General features: G+C 60.8%; 23 protein-coding genes. 14 read left to right on the top strand and 9 right to left on the bottom strand.

Annotated elements, in window-relative coordinates; translation table 11 throughout:
- Positions 1 to 35 precede the first annotated feature (35 nt).
- The 3 genes from flgG to BM403_RS15945 all read right to left on the bottom strand — a co-directional run bounded on the left by flgG (position 36) and on the right by BM403_RS15945 (position 3,554).
- On the bottom strand, positions 36 to 821 hold the full coding sequence (flgG, locus tag BM403_RS15955; RefSeq protein WP_005790105.1) for a flagellar basal-body rod protein FlgG: 786 nt from the start codon (positions 819 to 821) through the stop codon (positions 36 to 38).
- A 62-nt stretch (positions 822 to 883) separates the two neighbouring features.
- A complete protein-coding gene (locus BM403_RS15950) occupies positions 884 to 1,624 on the bottom strand; it encodes a flagellar basal body rod protein FlgF (RefSeq protein WP_015885209.1) in 741 nt (246 codons plus the stop codon).
- A 367-nt stretch (positions 1,625 to 1,991) separates the two neighbouring features.
- Positions 1,992 to 3,554, bottom strand: coding sequence for a sigma-54-dependent transcriptional regulator (locus BM403_RS15945; RefSeq protein WP_093543705.1), 1,563 nt, complete (start codon positions 3,552 to 3,554; stop codon positions 1,992 to 1,994).
- 257 nt (positions 3,555 to 3,811) lie between these two features.
- On the opposite strand from BM403_RS15945, the gene phhA reads away from it, so the two are divergent.
- From phhA to BM403_RS15930, 3 genes are all read left to right on the top strand, one after another.
- Positions 3,812 to 4,603 (top strand): phenylalanine 4-monooxygenase, encoded by a 792-nt coding sequence (phhA, locus tag BM403_RS15940; protein WP_093543703.1) that lies wholly within the window; start codon positions 3,812 to 3,814, stop codon positions 4,601 to 4,603.
- 97 nt (positions 4,604 to 4,700) lie between these two features.
- A complete protein-coding gene (locus tag BM403_RS15935; protein WP_010208721.1) occupies positions 4,701 to 5,057 on the top strand; it encodes a 4a-hydroxytetrahydrobiopterin dehydratase in 357 nt (118 codons plus the stop codon).
- Positions 5,057 to 6,250, top strand: coding sequence for an amino acid aminotransferase (locus tag BM403_RS15930; protein ID WP_093543700.1), 1,194 nt, complete (start codon positions 5,057 to 5,059; stop codon positions 6,248 to 6,250). The genes BM403_RS15935 and BM403_RS15930 overlap by 1 nt, the downstream gene beginning before the upstream one ends.
- Positions 6,251 to 6,376: 126 nt before the next feature.
- On the opposite strand, the gene BM403_RS15925 is transcribed toward BM403_RS15930, so the two are convergent.
- Positions 6,377 to 7,186 carry a UDP-2,3-diacylglucosamine diphosphatase gene (locus BM403_RS15925; RefSeq protein ID WP_015885213.1) on the bottom strand — a complete coding sequence of 270 codons (810 nt, stop codon included), beginning with the start codon at positions 7,184 to 7,186 and terminating at the stop codon, positions 6,377 to 6,379.
- A gap of 137 nt (positions 7,187 to 7,323) precedes the next feature.
- On the opposite strand from BM403_RS15925, the gene BM403_RS15920 reads away from it, so the two are divergent.
- The 3 genes from BM403_RS15920 (at position 7,324) to BM403_RS15910 (ending at position 9,471) form a co-directional block, all read left to right on the top strand.
- On the top strand, positions 7,324 to 8,073 hold the full coding sequence (locus BM403_RS15920) for an AraC family transcriptional regulator (protein ID WP_046036026.1): 750 nt from the start codon (positions 7,324 to 7,326) through the stop codon (positions 8,071 to 8,073).
- A 99-nt stretch (positions 8,074 to 8,172) separates the two neighbouring features.
- Positions 8,173 to 9,057 (top strand): DMT family transporter, encoded by an 885-nt coding sequence (locus BM403_RS15915; RefSeq protein WP_015885215.1) that lies wholly within the window; start codon positions 8,173 to 8,175, stop codon positions 9,055 to 9,057.
- A 132-nt stretch (positions 9,058 to 9,189) separates the two neighbouring features.
- A complete protein-coding gene (locus BM403_RS15910) occupies positions 9,190 to 9,471 on the top strand; it encodes a hypothetical protein (RefSeq protein WP_015885216.1) in 282 nt (93 codons plus the stop codon).
- 40 nt (positions 9,472 to 9,511) lie between these two features.
- Here the strand turns inward: BM403_RS15910 and BM403_RS15905 are convergent, their stop codons facing one another.
- Entirely contained in the window at positions 9,512 to 9,799 is a 288-nt protein-coding gene (locus BM403_RS15905) for an Rdx family protein (RefSeq protein ID WP_015885217.1), read from the bottom strand.
- An 84-nt stretch (positions 9,800 to 9,883) separates the two neighbouring features.
- Here BM403_RS15905 and BM403_RS15900 point away from each other — a divergent pair, with 84 nt between their 5' ends.
- Entirely contained in the window at positions 9,884 to 12,073 is a 2,190-nt protein-coding gene (locus tag BM403_RS15900) for a patatin-like phospholipase family protein (protein WP_046036025.1), read from the top strand.
- 201 nt (positions 12,074 to 12,274) lie between these two features.
- Here the strand turns inward: BM403_RS15900 and BM403_RS15895 are convergent, their stop codons facing one another.
- Both BM403_RS15895 and recQ read right to left on the bottom strand, forming a co-directional pair.
- On the bottom strand, positions 12,275 to 12,709 hold the full coding sequence (locus tag BM403_RS15895; RefSeq protein ID WP_015885219.1) for a MarR family transcriptional regulator: 435 nt from the start codon (positions 12,707 to 12,709) through the stop codon (positions 12,275 to 12,277).
- 121 nt (positions 12,710 to 12,830) lie between these two features.
- A complete protein-coding gene (gene recQ, locus BM403_RS15890; protein WP_015885220.1) occupies positions 12,831 to 14,957 on the bottom strand; it encodes a DNA helicase RecQ in 2,127 nt (708 codons plus the stop codon).
- Positions 14,958 to 15,233: 276 nt separating this feature from the next.
- On the opposite strand from recQ, the gene BM403_RS15885 reads away from it, so the two are divergent.
- From BM403_RS15885 to BM403_RS15875, 3 genes are all read left to right on the top strand, one after another.
- Positions 15,234 to 15,821: a UPF0149 family protein gene (locus BM403_RS15885; RefSeq protein ID WP_015885221.1), complete on the top strand. Its 588-nt coding sequence runs from the start codon at positions 15,234 to 15,236 to the stop codon at positions 15,819 to 15,821.
- Positions 15,822 to 15,841: 20 nt separating this feature from the next.
- Positions 15,842 to 16,225, top strand: a complete 384-nt coding sequence (locus tag BM403_RS15880; protein WP_043205714.1) for a YbaN family protein — start codon at positions 15,842 to 15,844, stop codon at positions 16,223 to 16,225.
- 118 nt (positions 16,226 to 16,343) lie between these two features.
- Positions 16,344 to 19,814, top strand: coding sequence for a hybrid sensor histidine kinase/response regulator (locus BM403_RS15875; RefSeq protein ID WP_093543697.1), 3,471 nt, complete (start codon positions 16,344 to 16,346; stop codon positions 19,812 to 19,814).
- A gap of 25 nt (positions 19,815 to 19,839) precedes the next feature.
- On the opposite strand, the gene rmuC is transcribed toward BM403_RS15875, so the two are convergent.
- Together rmuC and BM403_RS15865 are read right to left on the bottom strand one after the other, a co-directional pair.
- Positions 19,840 to 21,204 (bottom strand): DNA recombination protein RmuC, encoded by a 1,365-nt coding sequence (gene rmuC / locus BM403_RS15870; RefSeq protein WP_175538080.1) that lies wholly within the window; start codon positions 21,202 to 21,204, stop codon positions 19,840 to 19,842.
- 175 nt (positions 21,205 to 21,379) lie between these two features.
- On the bottom strand, positions 21,380 to 21,703 hold the full coding sequence (locus BM403_RS15865; RefSeq protein ID WP_015885225.1) for an SEL1-like repeat protein: 324 nt from the start codon (positions 21,701 to 21,703) through the stop codon (positions 21,380 to 21,382).
- A gap of 457 nt (positions 21,704 to 22,160) precedes the next feature.
- On the opposite strand from BM403_RS15865, the gene BM403_RS15860 reads away from it, so the two are divergent.
- From BM403_RS15860 to BM403_RS15840, 4 genes are all read left to right on the top strand, one after another.
- The gene (locus BM403_RS15860; protein ID WP_015885226.1) at positions 22,161 to 22,466 is read left to right on the top strand and encodes a hypothetical protein; all 306 of its coding nucleotides are present in this window, start codon (positions 22,161 to 22,163) and stop codon (positions 22,464 to 22,466) included.
- Between the two features lie 443 nt (positions 22,467 to 22,909).
- Entirely contained in the window at positions 22,910 to 23,131 is a 222-nt protein-coding gene (locus tag BM403_RS15850) for a hypothetical protein (protein WP_024076751.1), read from the top strand.
- A gap of 278 nt (positions 23,132 to 23,409) precedes the next feature.
- Positions 23,410 to 23,892 carry a hypothetical protein gene (locus BM403_RS15845; RefSeq protein ID WP_093543694.1) on the top strand — a complete coding sequence of 161 codons (483 nt, stop codon included), beginning with the start codon at positions 23,410 to 23,412 and terminating at the stop codon, positions 23,890 to 23,892.
- Between the two features lie 146 nt (positions 23,893 to 24,038).
- The gene (locus tag BM403_RS15840) at positions 24,039 to 25,334 is read left to right on the top strand and encodes an OmpP1/FadL family transporter (protein WP_015885228.1); all 1,296 of its coding nucleotides are present in this window, start codon (positions 24,039 to 24,041) and stop codon (positions 25,332 to 25,334) included.
- The last annotated feature ends 7 nt before the right edge of the window (positions 25,335 to 25,341 follow it).

Genomic DNA, 25,341 nt, shown 5'->3' with positions numbered 1-25,341 from the left:
TGTTGCAGGCGCCCTCAAGAGCGCCCCAGACTTGATTACAGATTCTGCGTTACGAACGAAAGCATCTGGTCGGCGGTGGAGATCACCTTGGAGTTCATCTCGTAGGCACGCTGGGTAGTGATCATGTTGACCATCTCCTCAACGGTGCTGACGTTGGAGGTTTCCAGGGTGCTTTGCAGCGTGGTGCCGAAGCCGTTCAGCCCAGGGGTGCCGATTTGCGGCGCGCCGCTGGAGGCGGTTTCCAGGAACAAGTTGTTACCCATGGCTTGCAGGCCGGCCGGGTTGATGAAGTCGGCGGTCTGCAGGTTGCCGATCACTTGCGACGCCGGGTTGCCGGCGACGGTGATCGACACGGTGCCGTCGTTACCCACGGTAAAGGTTTTGGCATCTGCTGGAACGACCACGGCCGGCTCCAGGGCAAAACCGTTGGCGGTCACGATCTGGCCGTTGGAGTCCAGGTGGAAAGTACCGTCACGGGTGTAGGAAGTAGTGCCGTCCGGTTGCAGGATCTGGAAGAAGCCACGGCCGTTGATGGCCATGTCCAGCGGCTGGCCGGTCTGTTGCAGGTTACCGGCGCTGAAGTTCTTCTGGGTGCCGACGATCTGCACACCGGTACCCAGTTGCAGGCCCGACGGCAGCTCGCTGTCCTGGGTCGACTGAGCGCCCGGCTGCTTCTTGATCTGATAGAGCAAGTCCTGGAACTCGGCACGGTCACGTTTGAAACCCGTGGTCGATACGTTGGCCAAGTTGTTGGAAATGGTGGTCAGGTTGGTGTCCTGGGCGGACAGGCCTGTTTTGGCAACCCATAGAGCCGGAAGCATGCTGTTCTCCTCTGTGCGCCTGTTTGTTGGCGCGACATCACAAATTAGTTAATGGGCTGCAATCAGCTCATCTGCATGACGCGCGTCATGGCCTGGTCGTCTTCTTTAGCGCTGTTCATCATCTTGATGTGCAGCTCAAACTGCTTGGAAAGCGCCAGCACTGCGGTCATTTCTTCCACCGCATTGACGTTGCTCGCCTGCAGGAAACCCGAGGTCAGCGTGACCGTCGCGTCAGCCTGGGCCGGCTGGCCATCCTTGGTGTGGATGGTGCCGTCCAAGCCTTTATTCATGTTCTTCAGGTCCGGCTGGACCAGCTTGATGCGGTCCACTTCCGCCATCACGCGCGGGCCTTCACCCATGGCGCGGATGCTGATGGTGCCGTCGGCACCCACTTCGATTTTCTGCTGCGGCGGCACGGCAATCGGCCCACCGTTGCCCATGATCGGCATGCCGTTGCCGGCCCGCAGAACGCCCAATGCGTCGACGTTCATGCTCGCGCTGCGCACGTAGGCTTCGCTGCCGTCCGGGGTCTGCACGGCCATCCAGCCATTGCCGCTGACGGCCACGTCCAGGTCACGGCCGGTCTCGATCATCGCACCAGGAGAGAAGTCAGTGCCCGGGCGTTCGGTCAAGGCAAACGCGCGCGCCGGAAAGCTGTCACCGAACACCGGCATCGAACGCGCCTGCTCCAGGTCACGTTGGAAACCATTGGTGGAAATGTTCGCCAGGTTGTTGGCATGGGCCTTCTGCGCCAGAGCATTCTGGCTGGCGCCGGTCATTGCCACATAAAGGTACTTGTCCACGCTCTTTCCTCTTTCTGACGGACGCTTGCCGCCCACCGCTGTACTGATGAGGCTTAAGCAATTTGCGAACCAACTTTTAAAAAGAGCATGAAGTGCAGGCGGGGCGGGGGTTTGCGGCGAGGTATGAAGATTTCAGGATTGAGTGAGAGTCGAAAAAACGGCGGACTACTGCCGCCTGCGGCAAGCCCCGTCCTTGAAAGCGACAAAGATCGAATGTGGGAGGGGTTTACTGTGGTGAGCAGGCTTACCCTGTGGTGAGCAGGCTTGCCCCGTGGTGAGCAGGCTTGCCCTGCGCCGGGCTGCGAAGCAGCCCCCTTGAATGGGGGCACAAGCCCCACTCACCACAGCAAGCCCCTTCCCAAAGGATTTATTTATTAGCCTTGAGAATTTCGTAGTCGCGCAGCTTGTTAGCGATGGTGGTGTGGGACACCCCCAGACGCTTGCCCATCTGCCGGCTGCTGGGATGCTCGGCATATAAGGCTTCGAGCACCGCTTTCTCGAACCGCCCGATAATCGCTTCCAGGCCACCCTCCAGCGAAAAATCGCCAAGCGGCTGACGCACCCCATAGTCCGGCAGCCGAATATGTTCGGCCTTGACCGTCCCGCCGTCACACAACGATACCGCCTGGAACAGTACGTTTTCCAACTGCCGCACATTGCCTGGCCAATGGTAATGACTCAGGCGATCCATCGCGGCGGGCGCCAGCCTGGGCAACGGGCAGCCGATCTGACGGCTGGCCTGGTCGAGAAAGTGCTCCACCAACGGCGCCAGGCCGTCGAGGCATTCGCGCAGGGGTGGGATATGCAGGGACAGCACGTTGAGGCGGTGGTAGAGGTCCTGGCGGAATTCGCCACGGGCGCACAGCTCGGACAAATCCACCTGGGTGGCGCAGATCACCCGCACATCCAGGTAAACCTCTTCATCACTGCCTACGCGGCGAAAGCAACCGTCCTGCAGGAAGCGCAGCAATTTCACCTGCAAGCGCGCGCTCATCTCCCCCACACCGTCAAGAAACAACGTACCGCCCGCCGTCAGCTCCAGCAGCCCCAACTTGCCTTCTGCACGTGCACCTTCGAACGCGCCGGGGCCGTAGCCGAACAACTCGGTCTCCGCCATCGACTCGGGCAGGCCGGCGCAGTTGAGCGCCATCAACGGCGATTGCCCACGCGGGCTGGCCAAGTGACAGGCGCGGGCCAGCAACTCCTTGCCGGTGCCGGTTTCGCCTTCTATTAATAGAGGCGCATCCAGCGGCGCCATGCGCCGGGCTTCGCGCACCACCGCAGCCATGACTTTGGAGCTCTGGAAAATACTGTCAAAGCCGCGCAACTCCTGCTTGCGCACGTTGTAGATGCGCTCACCCACGCGGTCCGCGCGGTGCAGGGTCAACACCGCGCCGGCCATGGCTTCGCTGTCGTCATGTTCGGACGATTGCAGCGGCGCGATGTCCGCCAGGAACACGTCACCCTTGACCTTGACCCGCAGACCATTGATCCGCGATTTGCTCGCACGCACCAGCTCCGGCAAATCAAAGTCTTCGGCATACCGCGACAACGGAATCCCCGGCACCTCGTCCACCCGCACCCCGAGCAACTGCGCCGCTGCACGGTTGGCAGCGACGATGGAGCCGCCCATGTCGATCGACAGCACCGGAAACTCCAGGGCGCCGAGCAGCGCATTCAGCTCCATGTGGCGCCGCTCGCTGGGCATCAGCCCTACCCTTTTCACCCCGAACACCCCGGTAATCGCCTCGAACTGCGGGCGCAGCGCCTGGAACTGCATGTTCACCAGGTTCGGGCAGTACAGGTAAATGGCATTGCCATGCTCACCGCCCACTTCGCCCTTGGCGACGTTGACGCCGTACTCCACCAGCAGGTTGAGAATGTCCCGCAGGATGCCGATGCGGTTCTGGCAGTGCACTTTGATACGCATGAAGAGGCCCGAAATGTAGGTAGGCGCCGCGTGTTTTTGTCGCAGGACGCAGATAGTCGTCAAGATTATGTGACAGCCAGAAGGGTTTTCCCAGCCCAGCGCAACGGCCGGGCGCACAAGCGTAACGAATACTTTACGTAAATCAGTAAATTTTCCTACACGAGGGCGTTTTAAACAGATGGAATCCGGTCACGCACGGGTTATCAATAGGCTCATCGCAGGACATAACAAGAACGAATGCCTAGCAGGAGAGCCGTATGAAGCAGACGCAGTACGTGGCCCGCGAGCCCGACGCGCAAGGTTTTATCCACTACTCGCCGGAAGAACATGCGGTGTGGAACACCCTGATCACTCGCCAATTGAACGTGATCAAGGGTCGCGCCTGCCAGGAATACCTGGACGGCATCGACAAGCTCGGCCTGCCCCATGACCGGATTCCGCAACTGGGCGAAATCAACCAGGTGTTGGCCGAGACAACCGGCTGGCAAGTCGCCCGCGTACCGGCGCTGATCCCCTTCCAGACCTTCTTCGAATTGCTCGCCAACAAACAGTTTCCGGTGGCGACGTTTATCCGTACCCGCGAAGAACTGGACTACCTGCAAGAGCCGGATATTTTCCACGAGATCTTTGGCCACTGCCCGCTGCTGACCAACCCCTGGTTTGCCGAATTCACCCACACCTACGGCAAGCTCGGTCTGGCGGCCACTAAGGAGCAACGGGTTTACCTGGCGCGCCTGTACTGGATGACCATCGAGTTCGGCCTGGTGGACACCCCCGAAGGCCGGCGTATCTACGGTGGCGGCATTCTGTCGTCGCCCAAGGAAACGGTGTACAGCCTGTCCTCTGAGCCTGAGCACCAGCTGTTCGACCCGCTGGAAGCGATGCGCACGCCCTATCGCATCGACATCCTGCAACCGCTGTACTTCGTGCTGCCCAACCTCAAGCGCCTGTTCGAAGTGGCGCAGGAGGACATCATGGGCATGGTTGAGCGCGGCATGCAGCTGGGTCTTCATGCTCCAAAGTTTGCGCCCAAACCCAAAGCCGCGTGAACCTTACATCTTGAGGCCAGGTGAGTCTGTTCCCTGGCCGCGCGTTGCTTTAGGGTGACGCTACTGACCTTCAACTTTCGAATTCAGGACACCCCCCATGACCACCTTGAACCAAGCCCACTGCGAAGCCTGCCGCGCCGATGCCCCGCAAGTCAGCGATGAAGAGTTGCCGGTGCTGCTCAAGCAGATCCCCGACTGGAACATCGAAGTGCGCGACGGCGTGATGCAGTTGGAAAAGGTTTTCCTGTTCAAGAACTTCAAATTCGCCCTGGCTTTCACCAACGCCATGGGTGAAATCTCCGAAGCCGAAGGCCATCACCCCGGCCTGCTCACCGAGTGGGGCAAGGTCACCGTGACTTGGTGGAGCCACTCCATCAAAGGCCTGCACCGCAACGACTTCATCATGGCCGCGCGCACCGACGAAGTGGCCAAGGACGCCGAGGGCCGCAAGTAATGCATTTCGATGCCATTGGCCGCGTGCCCGGCGACCCGATCCTCGGGCTGATGGACCTGTACGCCCAGGACGCCAACCCGAACAAGTTCGACCTGGGCGTCGGCGTTTATAAGGACGACCAGGGCCTGACGCCGATCCTGCACTCGGTGAAACTGGCCGAGCAGCGCCTGGTGGACACCCAGGCCACCAAGACCTACATCGGCGGTCACGGTAACGCTGCGTTCGGCAAGCTGATCAGCGAGCTGGTGCTCGGCGCGGACTCTACGCTGATCCGCGAACGCCGTGCTGGCGCCACCCAGACCCCAGGCGGCACCGGCGCCCTGCGCCTGAGCGCCGACTTTATCGCTCAAAACCTGCCGGGCCGTGGCGTCTGGCTGAGCAACCCGACCTGGCCGATCCACGAATCCATCTTTGCCAAGGCCGGGATCCCGGTCAGCCATTATCCGTACGTGGGCGCCGACAATCGCCTGGATGTGGCCGCGATGCTCGCCACCCTGTCCAGCGTGCCCCAGGGCGATGTCGTGCTACTGCACGCCTGCTGCCACAACCCGACCGGTTTCGACCTGTCCCAGGACGACTGGCGCCAGGTGCTGCAGATCGTGCGCGAGCGCCAGTTGCTGCCGCTGATCGACTTCGCCTACCAGGGCTTTGGCGACGGCCTGGAGCAGGACGCCTGGGCGGTGCGGCTGTTTGCAGCCGAGCTGCCGGAAGTGCTGGTTACTAGTTCCTGTTCGAAGAACTTCGGCCTGTACAGCGACCGTGTCGGCGCGTTGATCGTGTGCGCGGCGGATGCGGAGAAGCTGACGGATGTGCGCAGCCAGTTGGCGAACACGGCGCGTAACCTGTGGTCGACGCCACCGGACCATGGTGCAGCGGTGGTGGCGACCATCCTGGGCGATGCCGAGCTGAAAAAACGCTGGAGCGACGAAGTAGAAGCCATGCGTTCGCGCATCGCACACCTGCGTTCCGGACTGGTGGAGGCGTTGGCGCCCCATGGCCTGTCGGAGCGGTATGCGCACATCGGCGCGCAGCGCGGCATGTTTTCCTATACCGGCCTGAGTGCCGAGCAGGTTAAACAACTGCGGGAGAAACACAGTGTGTACATGGTGAGTTCTGGCCGGGCGAATGTGGCAGGGATTGATGCCACGCGGTTGACGCTGCTGGCCAAAGCCATCGCCGACGTGTCCAACTGAAGAAACAGCATTAAAACTGTGGGAGGGGGCTTGCCCCTGATGGCGGTATATCAGTCAAGCTTACAGCGACTGACACTCTGCAATCGGGGGCAAGCCCCCTCCCACATTTGTGACCTGAGTAGCCCTTTAGCCTGTGACCATCTCGGCCTTAAGCTGCGCCTCCTTCGCCTGCGCATCCGCCAACCGATACAACTCGATACTCCCATCCCAGTGCTCGATCAACGCCGTGCACGACTCCACCCAATCCCCGCAGTTGAGGTAATCCACCTCGCCCACCTTGCGAATCTCCGCGTGGTGGATATGCCCGCAGACCACGCCGTGCAACTCGCGCTTGGTGACTTCGTGGGCGATGGCTTCTTCGAAATCGCTGATGAAGTTCACCGCTGTCTTGACCTTGTGCTTGAGGTACGCCGACAGCGACCAATAGCCATAGCCGTAGCGCGCACGCCAATGGTTCAGCCAGCGGTTCAGTGTGAGGGTGAACTCATAGGCCGAGTCGCCGAGAAATGCCAGCCAGCGGTGATAGCGAGTGATCACGTCGAACTGGTCGCCGTGGATCACCAGCAGGTGCCGGCCATCGGCAGTCACGTGCACGGCCTCGTCCACCAGTTGGATATTGCCCAGGATCAGCTTGGAGTAGCGGCGCAGGAATTCGTCGTGGTTGCCGGTAACGTAGATCACCTCGGTGCCGCGCTTGGCCATGGTCAACAGGCGGCGGATCACGTTGGTGTGGGCCTGGGGCCAATACATGCCGCCACGCAGTTTCCAACCGTCGATGATATCCCCTACCAGGTAGACCTTATCGGCGTGGTAGCCCTTGAGGAACTGCGACAAATGTTCGGCCTGGCAATCCCGTGTGCCCAGGTGCACGTCGGAAATCCACAGGGTACGCACCCGTTGCTTGCGGCTGGGCTTGGTCAACTCGGCACTGGTCATGGGCATCCCTCGACGGTGTTTTCGCGAGCTTGCGCCAGTGCGATTAATAGCCCATGACAACTGTGCGTCAGTCTGATGACAGCGCCCACCGACCGCGAAGCGTTGTAGACTGCCGACTTGCCGCCCAGGAGACCGCGATGAGCCCCACTCTCACGCTACGCCACTACCTCGAAGCGCCCATCGCCCACAGCCATGACCATGCGCAGTTGGTGTTCGGCCTGTCCGGGCACCTGGATCTGGAAGTCGACGGGCGTGGCAGCCAAGTGCGCGAAAGCAGCGTGATGGTGCTGCCCTTCTCCGCCCACCACGCCTGCGGCAGTCGCGACGGCAGCCGCTGCCTGGTGCTGGACGTGCCCACCGAGCACTGGGTGCTGCAATCCTTGGGCACGCATGCCGATGCCAGTCGCCGCCTGCTCGACCAACCGGCACGGCTGGCCCTGGATTCGCGGCAACACCAGTTGGTGCAATGGCTGGCGCAGAGCCCGGTGGATGACCCGCTGATCGCCCAGCAAGGCGCAGTGCTGTTGCTGGCCAGCCTCAACCATCCGTCTGCCCAACCGCTGCCGGGCCGGCGCCTGCCGTATGCGGCGTTCAACGCGCACATCGAGCGCCACGTAGCGCACCCGCTGCAGGTGGCTGACCTGGCACGCATCGCCGACCTCTCGGTAGCGCGCTTGCACGCACGCTTCATGGCGGAATGCGGGCAAACGCCCATGGACTATATCCGCAGTCGCCGCCTGCATATGGCCTTGGACCTGCTGCGCCAAACGCCTTTGCCGGTTGGTGAAATCGCCGATCGCGTCGGCTATACCTCGCAAAGTGCCTTTGCGGCCGCGATGCTGCGCGAGTTTGGCGCCTCGCCGGGCGCATTGCGACGCAACGCCTAGGAATAGCCTTGCGATAACAATCGCGAGCCGCACGACAGACGCCTGCACGGCCGAGCCACTAAACTGCGCTTCTGTCACCCGCTTGATTCAAGGACTGCAATGACTCCCCGCTCAGCCCTCGGCGCCCTGCATATCGGTGCATTGATGTTTGGCCTTACCGGCGTATTCGGCAAACTGGCGGCCGCTTCACCGGCCATCATCGTCTTCGGACGCGCCGTGTTTGCCGTAGTGGCCCTGGCGGTATTCGCACGGTTCGCCAGCAACACCGCCTGGAAAACACTCGAGCGGCGCGACTGGCGTCGGCTGCTGGTGAGCGGCGTGTTGCTGGCGGCGCATTGGGTGACCTTCTTTATTGCGGTAAAGGTCGCCGGCGTTGCGGTGGCGACCCTGGGTTTCACTGCGTTTCCGGCCTTTACCGTGATTCTTGAAGGGCTGATTTTCCGCGAGCGTATCCGCGCCAATGAAATAGTGCTGGTGGTACTGGTCAGCGTCGGCCTGGTGCTGGTCACCCCGGACTTCAACCTCGCCAGCGAAGCCACCGGCGGCTTGCTCTGGGGGATCGCCTCGGGGCTGCTGTTTTCCCTGCTGTCGCTGAACAATCGCGCCAGTTCCGGCCGCATTCCGGCGGTGCAGGCCGCGTTGTGCCAGAACGTGGTGGTCGCGGTGTGCCTGTTGCCCGTGGCGGCACCGGGGCTGACCGAGGTGAGGGCGATTGACTGGCTGTGGATCGGCCTGCTCGGCGTGTTCTGCACCGGCCTGGCCCACAGTCTGTTTGTCGCCAGCCTCGCGGTGATCAAGGCGCGCACGGCCTCGGTGGTGTTTGCCATGGAGCCGGTCTACGGCATCACCGCGGCTTGGCTGCTGTTTGCCGAAACCCCGACGCTGCGGATGCTGCTGGGTGGCGTGCTGATCATCGTCGCTATCGTGCTTTCCGGACTGATGGGCAGTGCCAGCCAGGCCAAACAGCCTGCGGCGACGGCGTGATCTACACTTTAAACATCCGCAACAGTTTGTCGTCGTTCAACGGATAACCGACACCTCGACGACAGCCTGGGTATTTTCTGAAGTTGCTGCACGCGAGTGGTCACAACCTCAACGCGATGCGGGAGCTTTACCATGGAAATGCTCATCAGTTTGTTGGTGCAGATAATCAGCGGGACCATCGGCGGCAACATCGCCGGGATGACCAGGCAGAGTCTTGGGACAGGGCTTAACACCGTGATCGGGGGTGTCGGCGGGGCGCTGCTGGGCCAGATCGTCGCGGTACTGACGGGCGCCTCCGGTGGCGAAGCGCTGGATGTGGCGACCGTTGGCAGCAACATTGTCGGCGGTGGCGTCGGCGGGCTGGTGCTGACCTGGGTGATTGGCTTCATCAAGCAAAAAATGGCCGCCAAATAATCCCCCCTGCACGGTCACCGCCCGCCGACGGCGGTGACTTTTACTGCGTACGATCGTTGTGCCCCAGGTCACGCTGCGGGTCGATCTGGTCGCGCACGCGCTGCTTGAGCACCTTGGCTTCAGGGAAACCACCGTCGGCCTTACGCTCCCAGATCTGCACGCCATCGCACGTGATGCGAAAAGCGCCACCGGTTGCCGGCGCCAGCGACACCTGGCCCAAGTCATCGGCGAACGTGCTCAACAATTCCTGCGCCAGCCACGCCGCGCGCAGCAACCACTGGCACTGGGTGCAATAGGTGATAACGATCTCGGGTTTGATCGAGGACATAATTTGAGAGGCTCCTGGCGTAACGGGCTCGGCGGATCGAGTGGCTATAATAGCGGCCTTTATCGCCCAGCCTCGAGATTCATGATGCGCCGCCTGCTGTCCTGCCTGTTCCTGTGCCTACTCCCTCTTGTTGCCGACGCCCTTGAACCGCCACGCCCAAAAATCGGCCTGGTGCTGTCCGGTGGCGCCGCCCGTGGGCTGGCGCATATCGGCGTGCTCAAGGCGCTGGAAGAGCAAGGCATCCAGATCGATGCGATTGCCGGCACCAGCATGGGTGCGGTGATCGGTGGGCTGTACGCCTCCGGCTACAAAATCGACGAGCTGGAAAAGCTCGCGCTGAGCATCGACTGGCAACAGGCCCTGTCCGACGCACCGCCCCGCGAGGACGTACCGTTCCGGCGCAAGCAGGATGACCGGGATTTCCTGGTCAAACAGAAACTCAGCTTTCGTGACGACGGTAGCCTGGGCCTGCCACTGGGCGTGATCCAAGGCCAGAACCTGGCGCTGCTGCTGGAAAGCATGTTCGCCCACAGCAGCAACACGCGAAATTTCGACAAGCTGCCGATTCCCTTCCGCGCGGTAGCGACCGATATCACCACCGGCGAGAAGGTGGTGTTCCGCAAGGGCCACCTGCCCCAGGTGATCCGTGCCAGCATGTCGATCCCGGCGGTATTCGCCCCGGTGGAGCTGGACGGTCGGCTGCTGGTGGACGGCGGCATGACCGATAACATCCCGCTGGACGTGGCGCGGGAGATGGGCGTGGATATCGCCATCGTCGTCGACATCGGCACCCCACTGCGCTCGCGCAAGCAACTGGCGACGGTGGTGGACGTGCTCAACCAGTCCATCACGCTGATGACAAGGCGCAACTCCGAAGAACAACTCAAGGACTTGCACCCCAAGGATGTGCTGATCCAGCCACCGCTCGCCGCCTATGGCGTGACCGACTTCGGCCGCGCCAAGGACATGATCGACGCCGGCTACCGCGCGACTCGCGCCCTCGACGTGCGCCTGGCCCACCTGCGTCCTGCCGAACCGATCGACCCGCAACTGGTGGCCGCGCGTACCCCCGGCGAGCGCACCCCGGTGATCACCGCGATCACCGTGGAAAACGATTCGAAAGTCAGCGACGACGTGATCCGCTACTACATTCGCCAACCCCTGGGCGAGCCGTTGAACCTGGGCCGCCTGCAGTCGGACATGGGCACCTTGTACGGCCTGGATTACTTCGAGCAGGTGCAATACCGCGTGGTCAAGAAAGGCCAGGACAACACCCTGGTGATCAGCGCGCGCGGCAAACGCAGCGGCACCGATTACCTGCGCCTCGGCCTGAACCTCTCGGATGACATGCGCGGCGACAGCGCCTTCAACCTCGGCGCCAGCTACCGCATGAACGGTATCAACCGCCTCGGCGCCGAGTGGCTGACGCGGGTGCAGATCGGTGATCGGCAAGAGCTGTACAGCGAGTTCTACCAGCCGATGGACACCGGCTCGCGTTACTTTGTCGCGCCTTATCTCAGCGCCCAGGCACAGAACGTCGAGCTGATCCTGGACAACGATCCCATCTCCGAATACCGCCTGGAACGCTATGGCTTCGGCTTGAACGTCGGCAGGCAGATTGGCAACAGCGGCGAGATCCGCTTCGGCGTCGGCGAGGCCTGGGGCAAGGCGGATGTGCGCATCGGCGACCGGGACCTGCCCAGTGTGAGCTTCAGCGAAGGCTTCTATGAACTGAAGTACTCCTTCGACTCCCTGGACAATGTGTACTTCCCCCATACCGGCGAAGACATCGGCCTGGCCTACCGCGAATTCGAACCGGGGCTGGGCTCGGACCAGCGCTACCGCCAATGGGAATTCAAGTTGGACAAGGCCATGAGCCACGGCCCGGACACCCTGGTGCTGGGGGGACGCTACGGGCGCACGCTGGATGATTCGGACGTGGTGATTTCCAGCTTCCTGCTGGGCGGTGCGCGGCAGCTGTCGGGCTTCCGCCAGGACGCCATCTCAGGCCAGAACATCAGCCTGATGCGAGCGGTGTATTACCGTCGACTGACGCCACGTTCGTACCTGCCGCTGGATTTCCCGCTGTACCTCGGTGCGTCATTGGAACGCGGCCGGGCGTGGAACAACGACAATGAATTCGACAGCGGCTACATCAACGCGGCGAGTATCTTCCTGGGGTTTGATACACCGTTGGGGCCGCTGAATTTCAGTTATGGGTTCAACGATGATAATCAGAAGGCGGTGTATCTGAACCTGGGGCAGACGTTCTGACACACGAGGGGATTGTAGTGAGCGGGCTTGCCCCGCGCTGGACTGCGAAGCGGCCCCGAAACCAGGCGACTGATTTCTGACTGAAGAAGCGCGGTGACTGCAATGGGGCTGCTTCGCAGCCCAGCGCGGGGCAAGCCCGCTCACCACAGCAGCCCGCTCACCACAGCAGGCCCGCCCAGTGTCAATCAGCGTTTGTTTGCCTCAGGACTTTTCCAGATTCGCCAGAATGTGCCCATGCACCCGCATACACACTCGCAAATCGGCTTCATCCACCCCCACAAACAACTCATGACGCAAAGCGGTAGCAATCGTCTCGATCTGCTCAATCAACGGCCGGGCGGTATCACACAGCAGAATGCGCTTGGCACGACGGTCTTCCACCACCGCCTGGCGTTGCACCAGGCCTTGGCCTTCCAGGCTGTCCAACAGGCGAGCCAGTGTCGGCCCTTCGACGCCGACGCTTTGCGCCAATTCGCGCTGGGTGGGTGCATCCTCGAAACGGGCCAAGTGCAACAGCACCAGCCAGCGCGCCTGGGACAAGCCCAGCCCCGCCAAGCGGCGGTCGAGCTCGGCGCGCCAACCACGGGACATTTGCGCCAGCTGCATGCCAAATCGGTGTTGATCGGTTAACGGCATAAAAAACTCATGTTTTAGACTGAAAATAAAGTGTGGCTAATTATTAGTCAGCTAAGCATGCGCTCTGCCCGTAGGCAAGAGTTGCTATGTACTGATTCGTTACATTGTCGTAATTGGCGCACTAAATTTCGAATTCAGACTGCAAAGCGGCCCTTACGCAGTACAAGACACCCTCAGGAACACGCCCTGTAAACAGCGGTGCGATCTCCGCGACAGGTGGCAATTCGCCCTCTCCGTCCAAGAACGCGTCCTGGATCTCGCCGAGCAAATCTTCCGGCAAATCAAGCGCCTGCTCCAACGACAGCTGCTGCTTGCCGATGGATTCAGCCAACAAGGTGTAGACGTTTTTTTCCGAGCATTGCAGCTGACCGGCGATCTGGATCGGGGTCATGCCGGCGCGGGCCAGGCTGATCAATTCATGGCGAATATCGGCGATTTCCTTCGGCGCTTCGGCCTGGCCACCCAGCACTTCGAGGAAGGCCTGGCCGTAGCGCTCGAGTTTGCGCGCACCCACGCCGCTGACCCGCGCCATTTCGGCCATGCTGGTGGGCTGCTCGCGCAACATCTCCAGCAAGGTGGAGTCGGGGAAGATAACGTACGGCGGCACGCTGTGTTCCTGCGCCAGTTTGCGCCGCAGGGTGCGCAAGGCTTCCCACTGTTCGCGCTCTTCGCCACGCACCAGTTGGCTGGCCTGGCTGGTGCTGCTCTTGGCGGTGGTCTGCGGCTTGAGGTCGCGGCGCAGCTCAAGGCTGACTTCGCCCTTGAGCAATGGCCGGCAACTGTCATTCAGGCGCAAACCGCCATACCCTTCGATGTCGATATCCACCAAGCCACGCGCGACCATCTGCCGGAACAGCGAACGCCATTCGCCCTCAGCGCGGGCCTTGCCCACGCCATAGACCGACAGTTTTTCGTGGCCGAAGCTGCGGACCTTCTCGTTATCCTTGCCCAGCAATACATCCACCAGATGACCCACGCCATAACGCTGGCCGGTGCGGTAAATAGCGGACAAACCCTGGCGCGCCGGTTCGGTGGCGTCCCAGGTCTGCACGCCGTCGACGCAGTTGTCGCAATGGCCGCAGGGCTGGGGCATGTCTTCGTCGAAATACGCGAGCAAGGTCTGGCGACGGCAACGGGTCTCTTCACACAGCGAGAGCATCGCGTCGAGCTTGTGCTGCTCCAGGCGCTTGTGACGCTCGTCACCCTCGGAGTTTTGCAACATCTGCTTGAGCATCACCACGTCTTGGAGGCCGTAGACCATCCAGGCATCCGCCGGCAGGCCATCACGGCCGGCACGCCCGGTTTCCTGGTAGTACGCCTCAAGGGATTTGGGCAGGTCCATATGCGCCACGAAGCGCACGTTGGATTTGTCGATGCCCATGCCGAACGCGATGGTGGCCACCATGATCAGGCCTTCCTCGTTGAGGAAGCGCTTCTGGTGGGCGGAGCGCGTTTCGTTAGGCAGGCCCGCGTGGTAAGGCAGCGCCGGGTAACCTTGTTCGCAGAGGAACGCGGCGACTTCATCGACCTTCTTGCGCGACAGGCAATAGACGATGCCGGCATCGCTGCGCCGCTCGGACAGGAAGGCCAGCAACTGCTTGCGCGGCTGCTCCTTGGGCACGATGCGGTAGAAGATATTCGGCCGGTCGAAGCTCGACAGGAAGCGCTCGGCGTTCTGCAGGTGCAGGCGCTCGACGATTTCTTCGCGGGTGCGCTTGTCGGCGGTGGCGGTCAGGGCAATGCGCGGCACATCGGGAAACAGTTCCGCCAACTGGCCGAGCTGCAGGTATTCGCGACGGAAATCGTGGCCCCATTGCGACACGCAGTGCGCCTCGTCGATCGCGAAGAGGGCGATTTCCAGGCTTTGCAAAAAGGCCAGCATGCGTGGCTGCACCAGGCGCTCGGGAGCGAGGTAGAGCATCTTCACCTCACCGCGCTTGATGCGTGCAGCCAGGTCGCGCTGCTGCTCGGCGCTGAGGGTGGAGTTCAAGGACGCGGCGGCGACACCCAGCTCTTCCAGGGTCGCCACCTGATCGTCCATCAACGCGATCAGCGGCGACACCACCACGGCCAAGCCATTGCGCAACAGCGCCGGCACCTGGAAGCACAGTGACTTGCCACCACCGGTAGGCATCAAGACCAGGGCGTCACCGCCACTGGCCACGCGCTCAATGATCGCACCCTGGCGGCCACGAAAACTGTCGTAGCCGAAGATGTCCTTGAGGACGCGTTGAGCCTGCTCGAGCATGTATAACTCCAAAATAGTGCCGAAATCCCTCTGTACAGGCTGGCCGAGAAAACACGTTCTCACGGGAAATAATCCGTAAGCGAAGTTTTCTCGGACTGGCGCTTGGCCTGCAAGGGCATCACAAAACGCGGCAGTATACCCGAGCGATACCCGGCAAAGGGCGCCACTGACGAACAGCGAGCGCTATCTAAAACCTGGCAAATATGCAGTGTGGCTGGCCTGGGCGCTCAAGAAGGCCTAGAATTCAGCATCGTTTATTCCCAAGGTAGTCCTTCAATGTCCTTCGCTGAGCAACTAACCCGCCTGCAAGCCTTCCTCGACGCCGATGAGCTGCATGACGAGGCGCTGGACTACGTGGCCGCCCACGGCTACCTGACCGCCCTGTCGATCTGCTCCGAGGTCGTGCCCGACCGCGAATGGATCGACGCACTGTTCGCCGAAGAGCCGCACTACGCCGACGCCGCCCAGCGCGAAGAAATCGAATCCACCTTGCTGGCCCTCAAGGCCCACATCGGTCGCCAACTGGCCTCCGACGAGGAATTCGAATTGCCATGCGAGCTGGACCTGGGCGAAGAGCCGGATGATTCCGACCTGCGCGGCTGGTGCATCGGCTTCATGGAAGGCGTGTTCCTGCGCGAAGCTGCCTGGTTCGAAACCGCCGAGGAAGAAGTCAGCGAAATGCTGCTGCCGATCATGGTCGGTTCGGGCCTGTTCGACGACCAGCCGGAGTTCTCCGACATCGCCGCCGACGCCAACCTGATGGACGACATGATCGTACAGATCCCGGAAGCCCTGACCGCGCTGTACCTGCTGTGCAATGCCCCTGACGAAAAACCGGCGATCCTCAAGCCACGTCACCACTGAGTCGCTTGCCCGTGACACCCATGGGCAATCGTTCTCTGCTCCTGCGCTACGTGCTGCTGGCCATCGGCTGGTTGAGCGTAGCGCTGGGGGTGATCGGCATTTTCCTACCGGTATTGCCGACAACGCCCTTTCTGTTGCTCGCCGCCGCCTGCTTCGCTCGAAGCTCCCCGCGCTTCTACCACTGGCTGGTGCAACACCCGCGCCTGGGCCCGTGGATCCGTGATTACCTGGACGGCAACGGCATCCCCCTCAAAGGCAAGGTCTACGCCATTGGCTTGATGTGGCTGAGCATCGGTGTTTCCTGCTACCTGGTGCCCCTGCCCTGGGCGCGTGGCTTCATGCTGACCAGCGCCGTGCTGGTGACACTCTACATCCTGCGCCAGAAAACCCTGCCACCTCGCTGAACGCCCCTGCGACATTCGATCCCACACGACCTTGGTCGACACTGACTAACCCCAGCCATCATGCGAGACTGTCCAACCGGGCCTGGAATGCCTGGGTGTTCCTATGCTCGGAGTTACCATGACGCTGTCCAGCGGGCTGATCGCCGCCGTTGCCCTGGCCTATATGGCCATTATGTTTGCCATCGCCTTCTACGGTGATCGTCGCCGCGCGCCCTTGCCGCCACGTGTACGTGCCTGGGTGTATAGCCTGTCGCTCGCCGTTTACTGCACCAGCTGGACCTTCTTCGGCGCCGTAGGCCAGGCTGCCGAACAACTGTGGGCATTTTTACCGATCTACCTCGGACCGGTTCTATTGCTGGTGTTGGCACCTTGGGTGCTGCAGAAGATGATTCTGATCAGCAAGCAGGAAAACATCACCTCCATCGCCGACTTTATTGCGGCGCGCTACGGCAAATCCCAATCCCTGGCCGTGGTGGTCGCACTGATCTGCCTGGTCGGCGTACTGCCCTATATTGCGCTGCAACTCAAAGGCATCGTGCTGGGAGTCAACCTGCTGATCGGCGCGGGTGCCGACACCACCGGCACGCGCGCGCAGGACACCGCACTGATCGTGTCGCTGGTATTGGCGCTGTTCACTATCGTCTTCGGTACCCGCAACCTCGACGCCACGGAACACCACCGTGGCATGGTGCTGGCGATTGCGTTTGAATCCCTGGTCAAGCTGTTCGCGTTTCTGGCAGTCGGCGCGTTTGTGACCTACGGCCTGTACGACGGTTTCGGCGACCTGTTCAGCCAAGCCATGCTGGCGCCACGGCTGGAGGAATACTGGAAGGAGACCGTCAACTGGCCTTCGATGGTGGTGCAGACCGGCGTGGCCATGATGGCGATCATCTGCTTGCCTCGGCAATTTCATGTCACGGTGGTCGAGAACATCGACCCGCAGGACCTGCGCCTGGCCAAGTGGGTGTTTCCCGCGTATTTGATTCTTGCCGCGCTGTTTGTAGTACCGATCGCCTTGGGCGGCAAGATGATGCTGCCTAGCTCGGTGCTTCCGGACTCCTATGTCATCAGCCTGCCGATGGCCGAAGCCCACCCCGCCCTCGCGGTACTGGCATTTATTGGCGGCGCTTCAGCGGCCACCGGCATGGTGATCGTGGCGAGCATCGCGCTGTCGACCATGGTATCCAACGACATGCTGCTGCCGTGGTTGCTGCGTCGCTCCAGCGCCGAGCGGCCGTTCGAAGTGTTCCGCCACTGGATGCTCTCGGTCCGCCGGGTGAGCATCGTGATCATCCTGTTGCTGGCCTACGTCAGTTACCGCCTGCTGGGTTCGACCGCCAGCCTGGCGACCATCGGCCAGATCGCCTTTGCCGCCGTGACCCAATTGGCGCCGGCGATGCTCGGCGCGCTGTACTGGAAACAGGCGAACCGACGCGGTGTATTCGCGGGCCTGGCAGCGGGCACCTTCCTGTGGTTCTACACCTTGGTCCTACCGGTGACGGCGAAAAGCCTGGGTTGGTCCCTCAGCCTTTTCCCAGGGCTGACGTGGATGCATTCGCACCCGCTGGGCCTCTCCGTCACTTCGCTGACCCTGGGCACCGTGTTCTCACTGGCGGGTAACTTCACGCTGTTTGTGTGGGTGTCGATGCTCTCGCGCACGCGGGTGTCCGAGCACTGGCAAGCCGGGCGCTTTATCGGCCAGGAAATCAGCCAGCGCGCCAGTGCCCGCTCGATGCTGTCGGTGCAGATCAGCGATCTGCTGAGCCTGGCTGCGCGCTTTGTGGGTGAAGAACGGGCCCAGCAAAGCTTTATCCGTTTCGCCTATCGCCAAGGCAAAGGCTTCAACCCCAACCAGAATGCCGACAACGATTGGATCGCCCACACGGAACGCTTGCTGGCCGGTGTACTCGGTGCATCCTCGACCCGTGCAGTGGTAAAAGCTGCCATCGAAGGGCGGGAAATGCAGTTGGAGGACGTCGTACGCATCGCCGACGAAGCGTCGGAAGTGCTGCAGTTCAACCGCGCGTTGCTGCAAGGCGCCATCGAAAACATCACCCAAGGCATCAGCGTGGTCGACCAGTCCCTCAAGCTGGTGGCCTGGAACCGGCGCTACCTGGAGCTGTTCAATTACCCCGACGGACTGATCAGCGTGGGCCGGCCAATTGCCGACATCATCCGCTACAACGCCGAACGCGGGCTGTGCGGGCCGGGCGAGGCCGAAGTGCACGTGGCGCGACGCCTGCACTGGATGCGCCAGGGCCGCGCGCACACGTCCGAGCGTTTATTCCCCAATGGCCGCGTGATCGAACTGATCGGCAACCCAATGCCCGGCGGCGGTTTCGTCATGAGCTTCACTGACATTACCGCGTTCCGCGAAGCCGAACAGGCACTCACCGAAGCCAACGAAGGCCTGGAGCAACGGGTGACCGAGCGCACCCACGAGCTGTCCCAGCTCAACGTGGCGCTCACTGACGCCAAGGGCGTGGCCGAGTCTGCCAGCCAGTCGAAGACGCGCTTCCTGGCGGCCGTCAGCCATGACCTGATGCAGCCGTTGAATGCTGCGCGCCTGTTCTCCGCCGCCCTCTCCCACCAGAACGACGGCCTGTCCAGCGAAGCCCGGCAATTGGTGCAGCACCTGGACAGTTCGCTGCGCTCTGCCGAAGACCTGATCAGCGATCTACTGGATATTTCGCGCCTGGAAAACGGCAAGATCAACCCACAGCGCCAGCCCTTTGTGCTCAATGAGCTGTTCGACACCCTCGGCGCGGAATTCAAGGCGCTCGCCCAGGAGCAAGGTCTGCGCTTTCGCCTGCGCGGCAGCCGTTTGCGCGTCGACAGCGACATAAAGTTGTTACGACGGATTCTGCAGAATTTTCTCACCAACGCCTTCCGTTATGCCGACGGCCCGGTGCTGCTGGGCGTACGCCGACGTAAAGGCGAGCTGTGCCTGGAGGTGTGGGACCGTGGCCCGGGTATCCCGCAGGATAAACAGAAGGTGATCTTCGAAGAATTCAAGCGCCTGGACAGCCACCAGACCCGCGCGGAGAAAGGCCTGGGACTTGGCTTGGCGATCGCCGACGGCCTGTGCCGCGTGCTGGACCACCGCTTGAGCGTGCGCTCATGGCCAGGCAAGGGCAGCGTGTTCAGTGTGCGCGTGCCGCTGGCACGCAACCAGGCCACCCCGCTGGTCAAGACGCCGCAGGAAACCGGGCTGCCGTTGAGCGGTGCGCAGGTGCTGTGCGTGGATAACGAAGAGAGCATCCTGATTGGCATGCGCAGCCTGTTGACGCGCTGGGGTTGCGAAGTGTGGACCGCCACCGACCAGGCGCAATGCGCGGCGCTGCTGGCCGAGGGCGTGCGCCCGCAGCTGGCACTGGTGGATTACCACCTGGATCATGGCGAGACCGGTACTGAGTTGATGGGCTGGCTGCGCGCGCAATTGGCAGAGCCGATTCCCGGCGTGGTCATCAGTGCCGACGGCCGCCCGGAAATGGTGGCCGAGGTGCATGCGGCGGGGCTGGATTACCTGGCCAAGCCGGTGAAGCCGGCGGCGTTGCGAGCGTTGCTGAGTCGGCATCTGCCCCTTTAGGTCAGTGCCACATTTTGGTTTGTACCTATTCGGGCAGATGGGCAACGCCGTCGGAATCGGTCATCGCCCGCTCCAGCAGATCGGCCGGCAAGCTTTTACTCGCTCGCGCGCCGAGCAACCTCAATTGCTCGGTCCGGCTGACCAGATTCCCGCGTCCATCTGTCAGCTTGTTACGCGCGGCGCTGTAAGCCTTATCCAACTGTTGTAGACGATTACCCACTTCGTCCAGGTCCTGGATAAACAGCACGAATTTGTCGTAAAGCCAGCCCGCACGCTCGGCGATTTCCCGGGCGTTCTGGCTCTGGCGTTCCTGCTTCCACAGGCTATCGATCACCCGCAGGGTAGCCAGCAACGTGGTGGGGCTGACGATGACGATATGGCGATCGAAGGCCTCCTGGAATAAGTTCGGTTCGGCCTGCAACGCGGCCGAAAAAGCCGCCTCAATCGGTACGAACAGCAACACGAAATCCAGGCTGTGCAGGCCTTCCAGGCGTTTGTAATCCTTGCCAGCCAAGCCTTTGACGTGATTGCGCAGCGACAGCACGTGCTGCTTCAACGCTGCTTGGCCGATCACATCATCCTCCGCTGCCACGTACTGTTGATAAGCGGTGAGGCTGACCTTGGAATCCACCACCACCTGCTTGTCGCCGGGCAACATGATCAGCACGTCCGGCTGGAAACGCTCGCCGTCCGGGCCCTTGAGGCTGACCTGAGTCTGATACTCGCGGCCCTTCTCCAGGCCCGCATGCTCCAACACCCGCTCAAGGATCAGCTCGCCCCAGTTGCCTTGGGTTTTCTGGCCCTTGAGGGCGCGGGTCAGGTTGGTGGCCTCGTCTGACAGACGCAGGTTCAGTTGCTGTAGGCGTTCAAGCTCCTTAGCCAGGGAAAAACGCTCGCGTGCTTCGTTCTGGTAGCTTTCTTCTACGCGTTTTTCGAAGGACTGGATGCGTTCCTTCAACGGATCAAGCAACTGGCCCAGGCGTTCCTGGCTGGTTTCGGCGAAGCGCTGTTCACGCTCGTCGAAGATCTTGCCCGCCAGTTCGGCGAACTGCGCGCGCAACTCATCCCGTGAGCCTTGCAGGTCGTTAAGGCGTTGTTGATGGCTGTCCTGCTGCTCACGCAGTTCGGCGCGCAGGGCGGACGACAATGCATCCAGGCGACGTAGCTCGGCCTCCTTGGCGCTGCGGTCCAAGTTCCACGCATGCGCGGCGTCGCGGGCATTGTCGCGGTCGATCTGCAGCAGTTCGACCTCGCGGCGCACAGCCGCCAAGTCAGCCTGTTTGGCAGCATTGGCCTGGCTCAGGTCGCTGATTTCATCGCGACTGGCATCCAACTGCGCGGCGAGGCCTTCCTGGGCCAGTTGCGCAGTGGCCAGACGCTCTTCGAGCAGTTCCCAGCCGGTCATGCGCGCGGTCAGCCGTCGCTGAAGCTGCCAGCACAGGGCCAATAACGGCACAGCAGCGCCAGCGAGGCCAAGGGCAATACTGGTCCAGTCAAACGCCATAGACATGTCTGCCATCACCGAAAAAAAGCAAGGTTAGCGGAGCACAGGGCCTGAGGACAGCTCAGTCTTCGACCTGGCCCAGTTCACGTTGGGCGCGGCGGTCACCGGCACGGGCCGCGAGGCGCAGCAGGTCGTGGCCGATGCGGCGGTCACGGGCATTCCCGCACTCACGGCACATCAGTTGGCCCAGGCGACTTTGGGCAGCGACCACGCCTTCACGGGCCGGCTGCTTGAGCAAGCGCCCGGCGAAGTGTTTGACGTTGACGTTGTGACCCAGGCGCGGGCTGTCGAGCAACCACAAAGCCACTTTCAAGGAAAAGCGCTTGGGGGCGGTAACAGTGTGAGGGGCGTCGGTAACAGAAGGTGATACTGAGCGAAACTTCATAAAGCACTGTGGGACAGAACGGAAGGCGCGCCACTCTACTCTTTTTTTCGTACAGGTAAAGCTGAAAAAACTCTGCACGCCCGTTCTAGAGCAAGCGCTCGGGACAATCCACAGAAGCTGTGGATAACTCAGTGGACAACCCCCCTTTAACCCGCGCAAACCCCCATGGAATGGGGGCCGCAGTCAAACTGACGATTTTTTCACCAATAAAAAAAAGCCAGATTTTTCATTGACTTAAATTTCCATTGCAGGCAAATGGCGGCGCTGCAGTGCAGTTGACAGCGCGGTTACACCCCGCGCAACCAATGTGCACAAGTACCCATCCGATGGTTATATCGCCGGCTTTTTTTGAAGCAACTTGCTGCAAAAATGTTACCGCCGGGGCAAACCAGGGACTTTTCAAATCTTTCCCGGCTCGCCACACTCCCCGACCTACAGCGCAACGTTGGAAGGGTCGATGAAAGGAATTCTGTTATTCGCTGTGTTGCTACTGGCCATCTGCGCCATTTCCTTGGGGATCAATGCGGCGCTGCCATCCCCGGACGGCGCACTGTTTGCCATCGCTATCTTGCTGTCGGCGGCGTTTACCGCCGTAAGCCTGTGCATTGAACTGGGCGAAGGCCGGATCAACGACATGGCCGATGTGATGAAAGTGGTGGAGACCGGCCAGTCCCTGCGCTTGACCCTCGCCGCTTACGGGCTGGGCTGCTCGTTGGCAGCGGCAACCACGGTGCTGGTCTATCGGGGCCTGCTGGGCGGCTGATTGAAGTTTTTTGGTCAGAGCCCTTCCATTACCAGATTCATTCCGTTACTATCCGCGGCGTTAGTACCAAGCTGAAAGTCAATTCTGGTCGAACAACTCCCCTGAACAACACGGGATCGACCACCTCGATGGTTTCCAGGTATCACTTGCGACGACACGGCCTTTGAACAAACAAAGGGTGTCGCGAAGTTTCAATACTCTGACCGAACCAGCCTGCAAATTGATCAGGATCTCCACCCTGGGCCCAGAACCTTTGCCCCTGTTGTGTTGCCTGCCCTCCTAAGTACCTACCTGCCAGCCCAAGCGCGCCTAACTTATTAGCGCTTCAAACTGGCTGCTTTGTTCCAGTCGGGTTCTTCGTTCGATCAATGGTGATCAACGTCACTGGAACGTTTTAACGTTGCACGGTTCTTAACCGTGTCATTTGTAGGAACACCAATAATATGTCCACTATCCATACTCAGGATGCCATTCGCACCCTCACCAATGCTTTTGCCCCAATGAACTGCCTGATCATGGCCGCTCGTAAAGGCTGCTTCAGCTTCACCCTGGTCAATGAACACGGCATCGCTCGTCACAGCGAACGCCTGTACCCCGATCAATACTCCAGCGCAGAACCGCTGCAGGCTGTGATCGAACGTACTCGTCAGGCACTGGTTGCCTGATCGACCTGAGTCGCTGAAACATAAAAAAACCCTGTTTAAAAAACAGGGTTTTTTATTGCCTGGTTTTTATGCACAGGTGATGACATTAAGTTCAAATAGATATAAACGTTATAACTAAATGAATAAGATGTTTTAAAAACAGTCCTTTACATCACAAATATGACACTACACTTCAACTCAGGCGGCATGATCCGCCTCCGGCGAGCCTGAGATCCGATCCACTGCTGCCAAGCCCCCTCCTCAGGCCTCGCCGACCACTTTCACGGATTGAGGCTCGTATGGGTATCGCCGCCAGCGAATTGTGTCGTTATGTGATCCGGCCGACGTTACTGTACCTCGGCCGCCATAACCCGACGGCTGAGTCCCTGCTGCTGGGCATTGCCGCCAGCCAGTCGGAACTCGGTTCCGCTTTGCACGACCGACGCGGGCATGGCCTGTACAGCATCACCGAGCCCCGCCATCGCGATTTATGGGACAAGTACCTGGCGCTGGACCCTGAACGGGCCAGCCTGGTGCGTGGACTGGCCAGCCAACATGCCTTCCTCAGCGCGCCGCAATTGGAGTTGACGGTAAACCTGCGCTACGCCACGGCAATCGCCTGGCTTTTGGTTGAACAACACACCTGCACCCTGCCACCGCCCGGTGATGCCTTGGCAATGGCGCGTATCTGGAAAGAAATATTTCACCCACAAGGAAGGCTGCGCGATTTCACTCAAGCCTGGCAAACCTGTGTTTCACCCATGAATCACGTGGCTTGCTGACCGGGCAATTTGCAAGATTCGCCAAAAACCCCGAATTCTGGTCGGATTGTCCTACAAAACCGCTCTATCTCCAGTATTACAGCCTATAGCGCGATCTTAAATTTATTGTTACTTTCCGCAGCGGTGATCACCACGGAGTTCTAATAATGAAAAAAGTAATGCTCAAGACCACACTTAGCCTCGCCGTTGCCATGGCATCCTCCCAACTGTTTGCAAGCGGTTTCGCACTGAACGAACAGAGCGTCAGCGGGATGGGTACGGGTTTCGCAGGTCGCTCTTCTTCTGCCGATGATGCAAGCACTGTTTACGGTAACCCTGCCGGTATGGCTCGGCTGGAAGGCCAGCAAATCACGGGCGGTGTTGCAGCGATTGATGCTTCAACCGATATCAGCCACGTCAGTGGCAACACCAACACCACCGGTAGCAACAAAGGTGACATGGTGCCCTTCACCGCCGTTCCATTCGGCTTCTACACAAACAAGCTCAATGAACAGTGGGCCATCGGTTTCGGCGTCTATGCTCCGTTCGGTTTGGTGACCGACTACGAAAATGGCTTCCAGGGCCGTGGCTTTGGCAGCAAGAGCGAAGTGAAGGTCATGACCTTCCAGCCGACTGTCAGCTATGCCTTTAACGACAGGGTTTCCATCGGCTTTGGCCCAACCATCAACCGGATCTCCGGCGTGCTGGAGTCGGATGTTTCGTTGCCTCAGGTTCCAGGCAGCGGCCCGAATAACATCAAGATCAAGGGCGACGATACTGCCCTGGGCTTTAACTTCGGCGTTCTGGTTCAAGCCACCGATACCACGCGCGTGGGCCTGACTTATCACTCGAAAGTGAAGTACAAGCTCGAAGGCCATACTGAAGTGACCCCGGGCACGGGCGTTCCAGGCATTGCCCTGCGCGGAAATCGTTACGATGCCTCGCTGAAAATCGACACCCCTGAATCCTGGGATCTGTCGGTCACTCAGGACATGAACGATGCATGGAAACTCTATGCAGGTGCGACCTGGACCCGTTGGAGCCGCCTGAAAGACATCACCGTCAACAACGAAGGCGTCACCGCTGCCAACGGCGGCGGCGTTGCTCCGGCGCTGGTCGGTACCATCAAAGAAGATCAGAACTGGCATGACACTTGGGCATACGCGGTGGGTACTTCGTACCAACTGACCAAACAAGTTGTACTGCGTACCGGCCTGACCTTCGACCAGTCGCCTACCAACAATACCGATCGTTCACCGCGCATCCCTACTGGCGACCGTACAATCTTCAGTGTGGGCCTGGGCTACGCGGTCATGGATAACATGACCGTCGACCTGGCTTACTCGTACCTCAAGGAAGAAGACGTCAAAGTGCAGCGCACCAATGCCCTGCGTCAGACGTACAACGCCAAGTACGAAAACAGCGCTAACGGTTTCGGCCTGGGCTTGACCTACAAGTTCTAACCCGACG

This window comes from Pseudomonas sp. OV546 (assembly GCF_900116845.1).
GTDB classification, from domain to species: domain Bacteria; phylum Pseudomonadota; class Gammaproteobacteria; order Pseudomonadales; family Pseudomonadaceae; genus Aquipseudomonas; species Aquipseudomonas petroselini.
Note: the sequence above shows the minus strand (reverse complement) of the source record. Positions and strands in the feature narration are given on the sequence as shown.

Bases quoted from the DNA above. Each gene is read 5' to 3' on its own strand.
- flgG (WP_005790105.1), bottom strand. From the start codon at position 821: ATGCTTCCGGCTCTATGGGTTGCCAAAACAGGCCTGTCCGCCCAGGAC.
- BM403_RS15945 (WP_093543705.1), bottom strand. From the start codon at position 3,554: ATGCGTATCAAAGTGCACTGCCAGAACCGCATCGGCATCCTGCGGGAC.
- phhA (WP_093543703.1), top strand. From the start codon at position 3,812: ATGAAGCAGACGCAGTACGTGGCCCGCGAGCCCGACGCGCAAGGTTTT.
- BM403_RS15935 (WP_010208721.1), top strand. From the start codon at position 4,701: ATGACCACCTTGAACCAAGCCCACTGCGAAGCCTGCCGCGCCGATGCC.
- BM403_RS15930 (WP_093543700.1), top strand. From the start codon at position 5,057: ATGCATTTCGATGCCATTGGCCGCGTGCCCGGCGACCCGATCCTCGGG.
- BM403_RS15925 (WP_015885213.1), bottom strand. From the start codon at position 7,186: ATGACCAGTGCCGAGTTGACCAAGCCCAGCCGCAAGCAACGGGTGCGT.
- BM403_RS15920 (WP_046036026.1), top strand. From the start codon at position 7,324: ATGAGCCCCACTCTCACGCTACGCCACTACCTCGAAGCGCCCATCGCC.
- BM403_RS15915 (WP_015885215.1), top strand. From the start codon at position 8,173: ATGACTCCCCGCTCAGCCCTCGGCGCCCTGCATATCGGTGCATTGATG.
- BM403_RS15910 (WP_015885216.1), top strand. From the start codon at position 9,190: ATGGAAATGCTCATCAGTTTGTTGGTGCAGATAATCAGCGGGACCATC.
- BM403_RS15905 (WP_015885217.1), bottom strand. From the start codon at position 9,799: ATGTCCTCGATCAAACCCGAGATCGTTATCACCTATTGCACCCAGTGC.
- BM403_RS15900 (WP_046036025.1), top strand. From the start codon at position 9,884: ATGCGCCGCCTGCTGTCCTGCCTGTTCCTGTGCCTACTCCCTCTTGTT.
- BM403_RS15895 (WP_015885219.1), bottom strand. From the start codon at position 12,709: ATGCCGTTAACCGATCAACACCGATTTGGCATGCAGCTGGCGCAAATG.
- recQ (WP_015885220.1), bottom strand. From the start codon at position 14,957: ATGCTCGAGCAGGCTCAACGCGTCCTCAAGGACATCTTCGGCTACGAC.
- BM403_RS15885 (WP_015885221.1), top strand. From the start codon at position 15,234: ATGTCCTTCGCTGAGCAACTAACCCGCCTGCAAGCCTTCCTCGACGCC.
- BM403_RS15880 (WP_043205714.1), top strand. From the start codon at position 15,842: ATGGGCAATCGTTCTCTGCTCCTGCGCTACGTGCTGCTGGCCATCGGC.
- BM403_RS15875 (WP_093543697.1), top strand. From the start codon at position 16,344: ATGACGCTGTCCAGCGGGCTGATCGCCGCCGTTGCCCTGGCCTATATG.
- BM403_RS15865 (WP_015885225.1), bottom strand. From the start codon at position 21,703: ATGAAGTTTCGCTCAGTATCACCTTCTGTTACCGACGCCCCTCACACT.
- BM403_RS15860 (WP_015885226.1), top strand. From the start codon at position 22,161: ATGAAAGGAATTCTGTTATTCGCTGTGTTGCTACTGGCCATCTGCGCC.
- BM403_RS15850 (WP_024076751.1), top strand. From the start codon at position 22,910: ATGTCCACTATCCATACTCAGGATGCCATTCGCACCCTCACCAATGCT.
- BM403_RS15845 (WP_093543694.1), top strand. From the start codon at position 23,410: ATGGGTATCGCCGCCAGCGAATTGTGTCGTTATGTGATCCGGCCGACG.
- BM403_RS15840 (WP_015885228.1), top strand. From the start codon at position 24,039: ATGAAAAAAGTAATGCTCAAGACCACACTTAGCCTCGCCGTTGCCATG.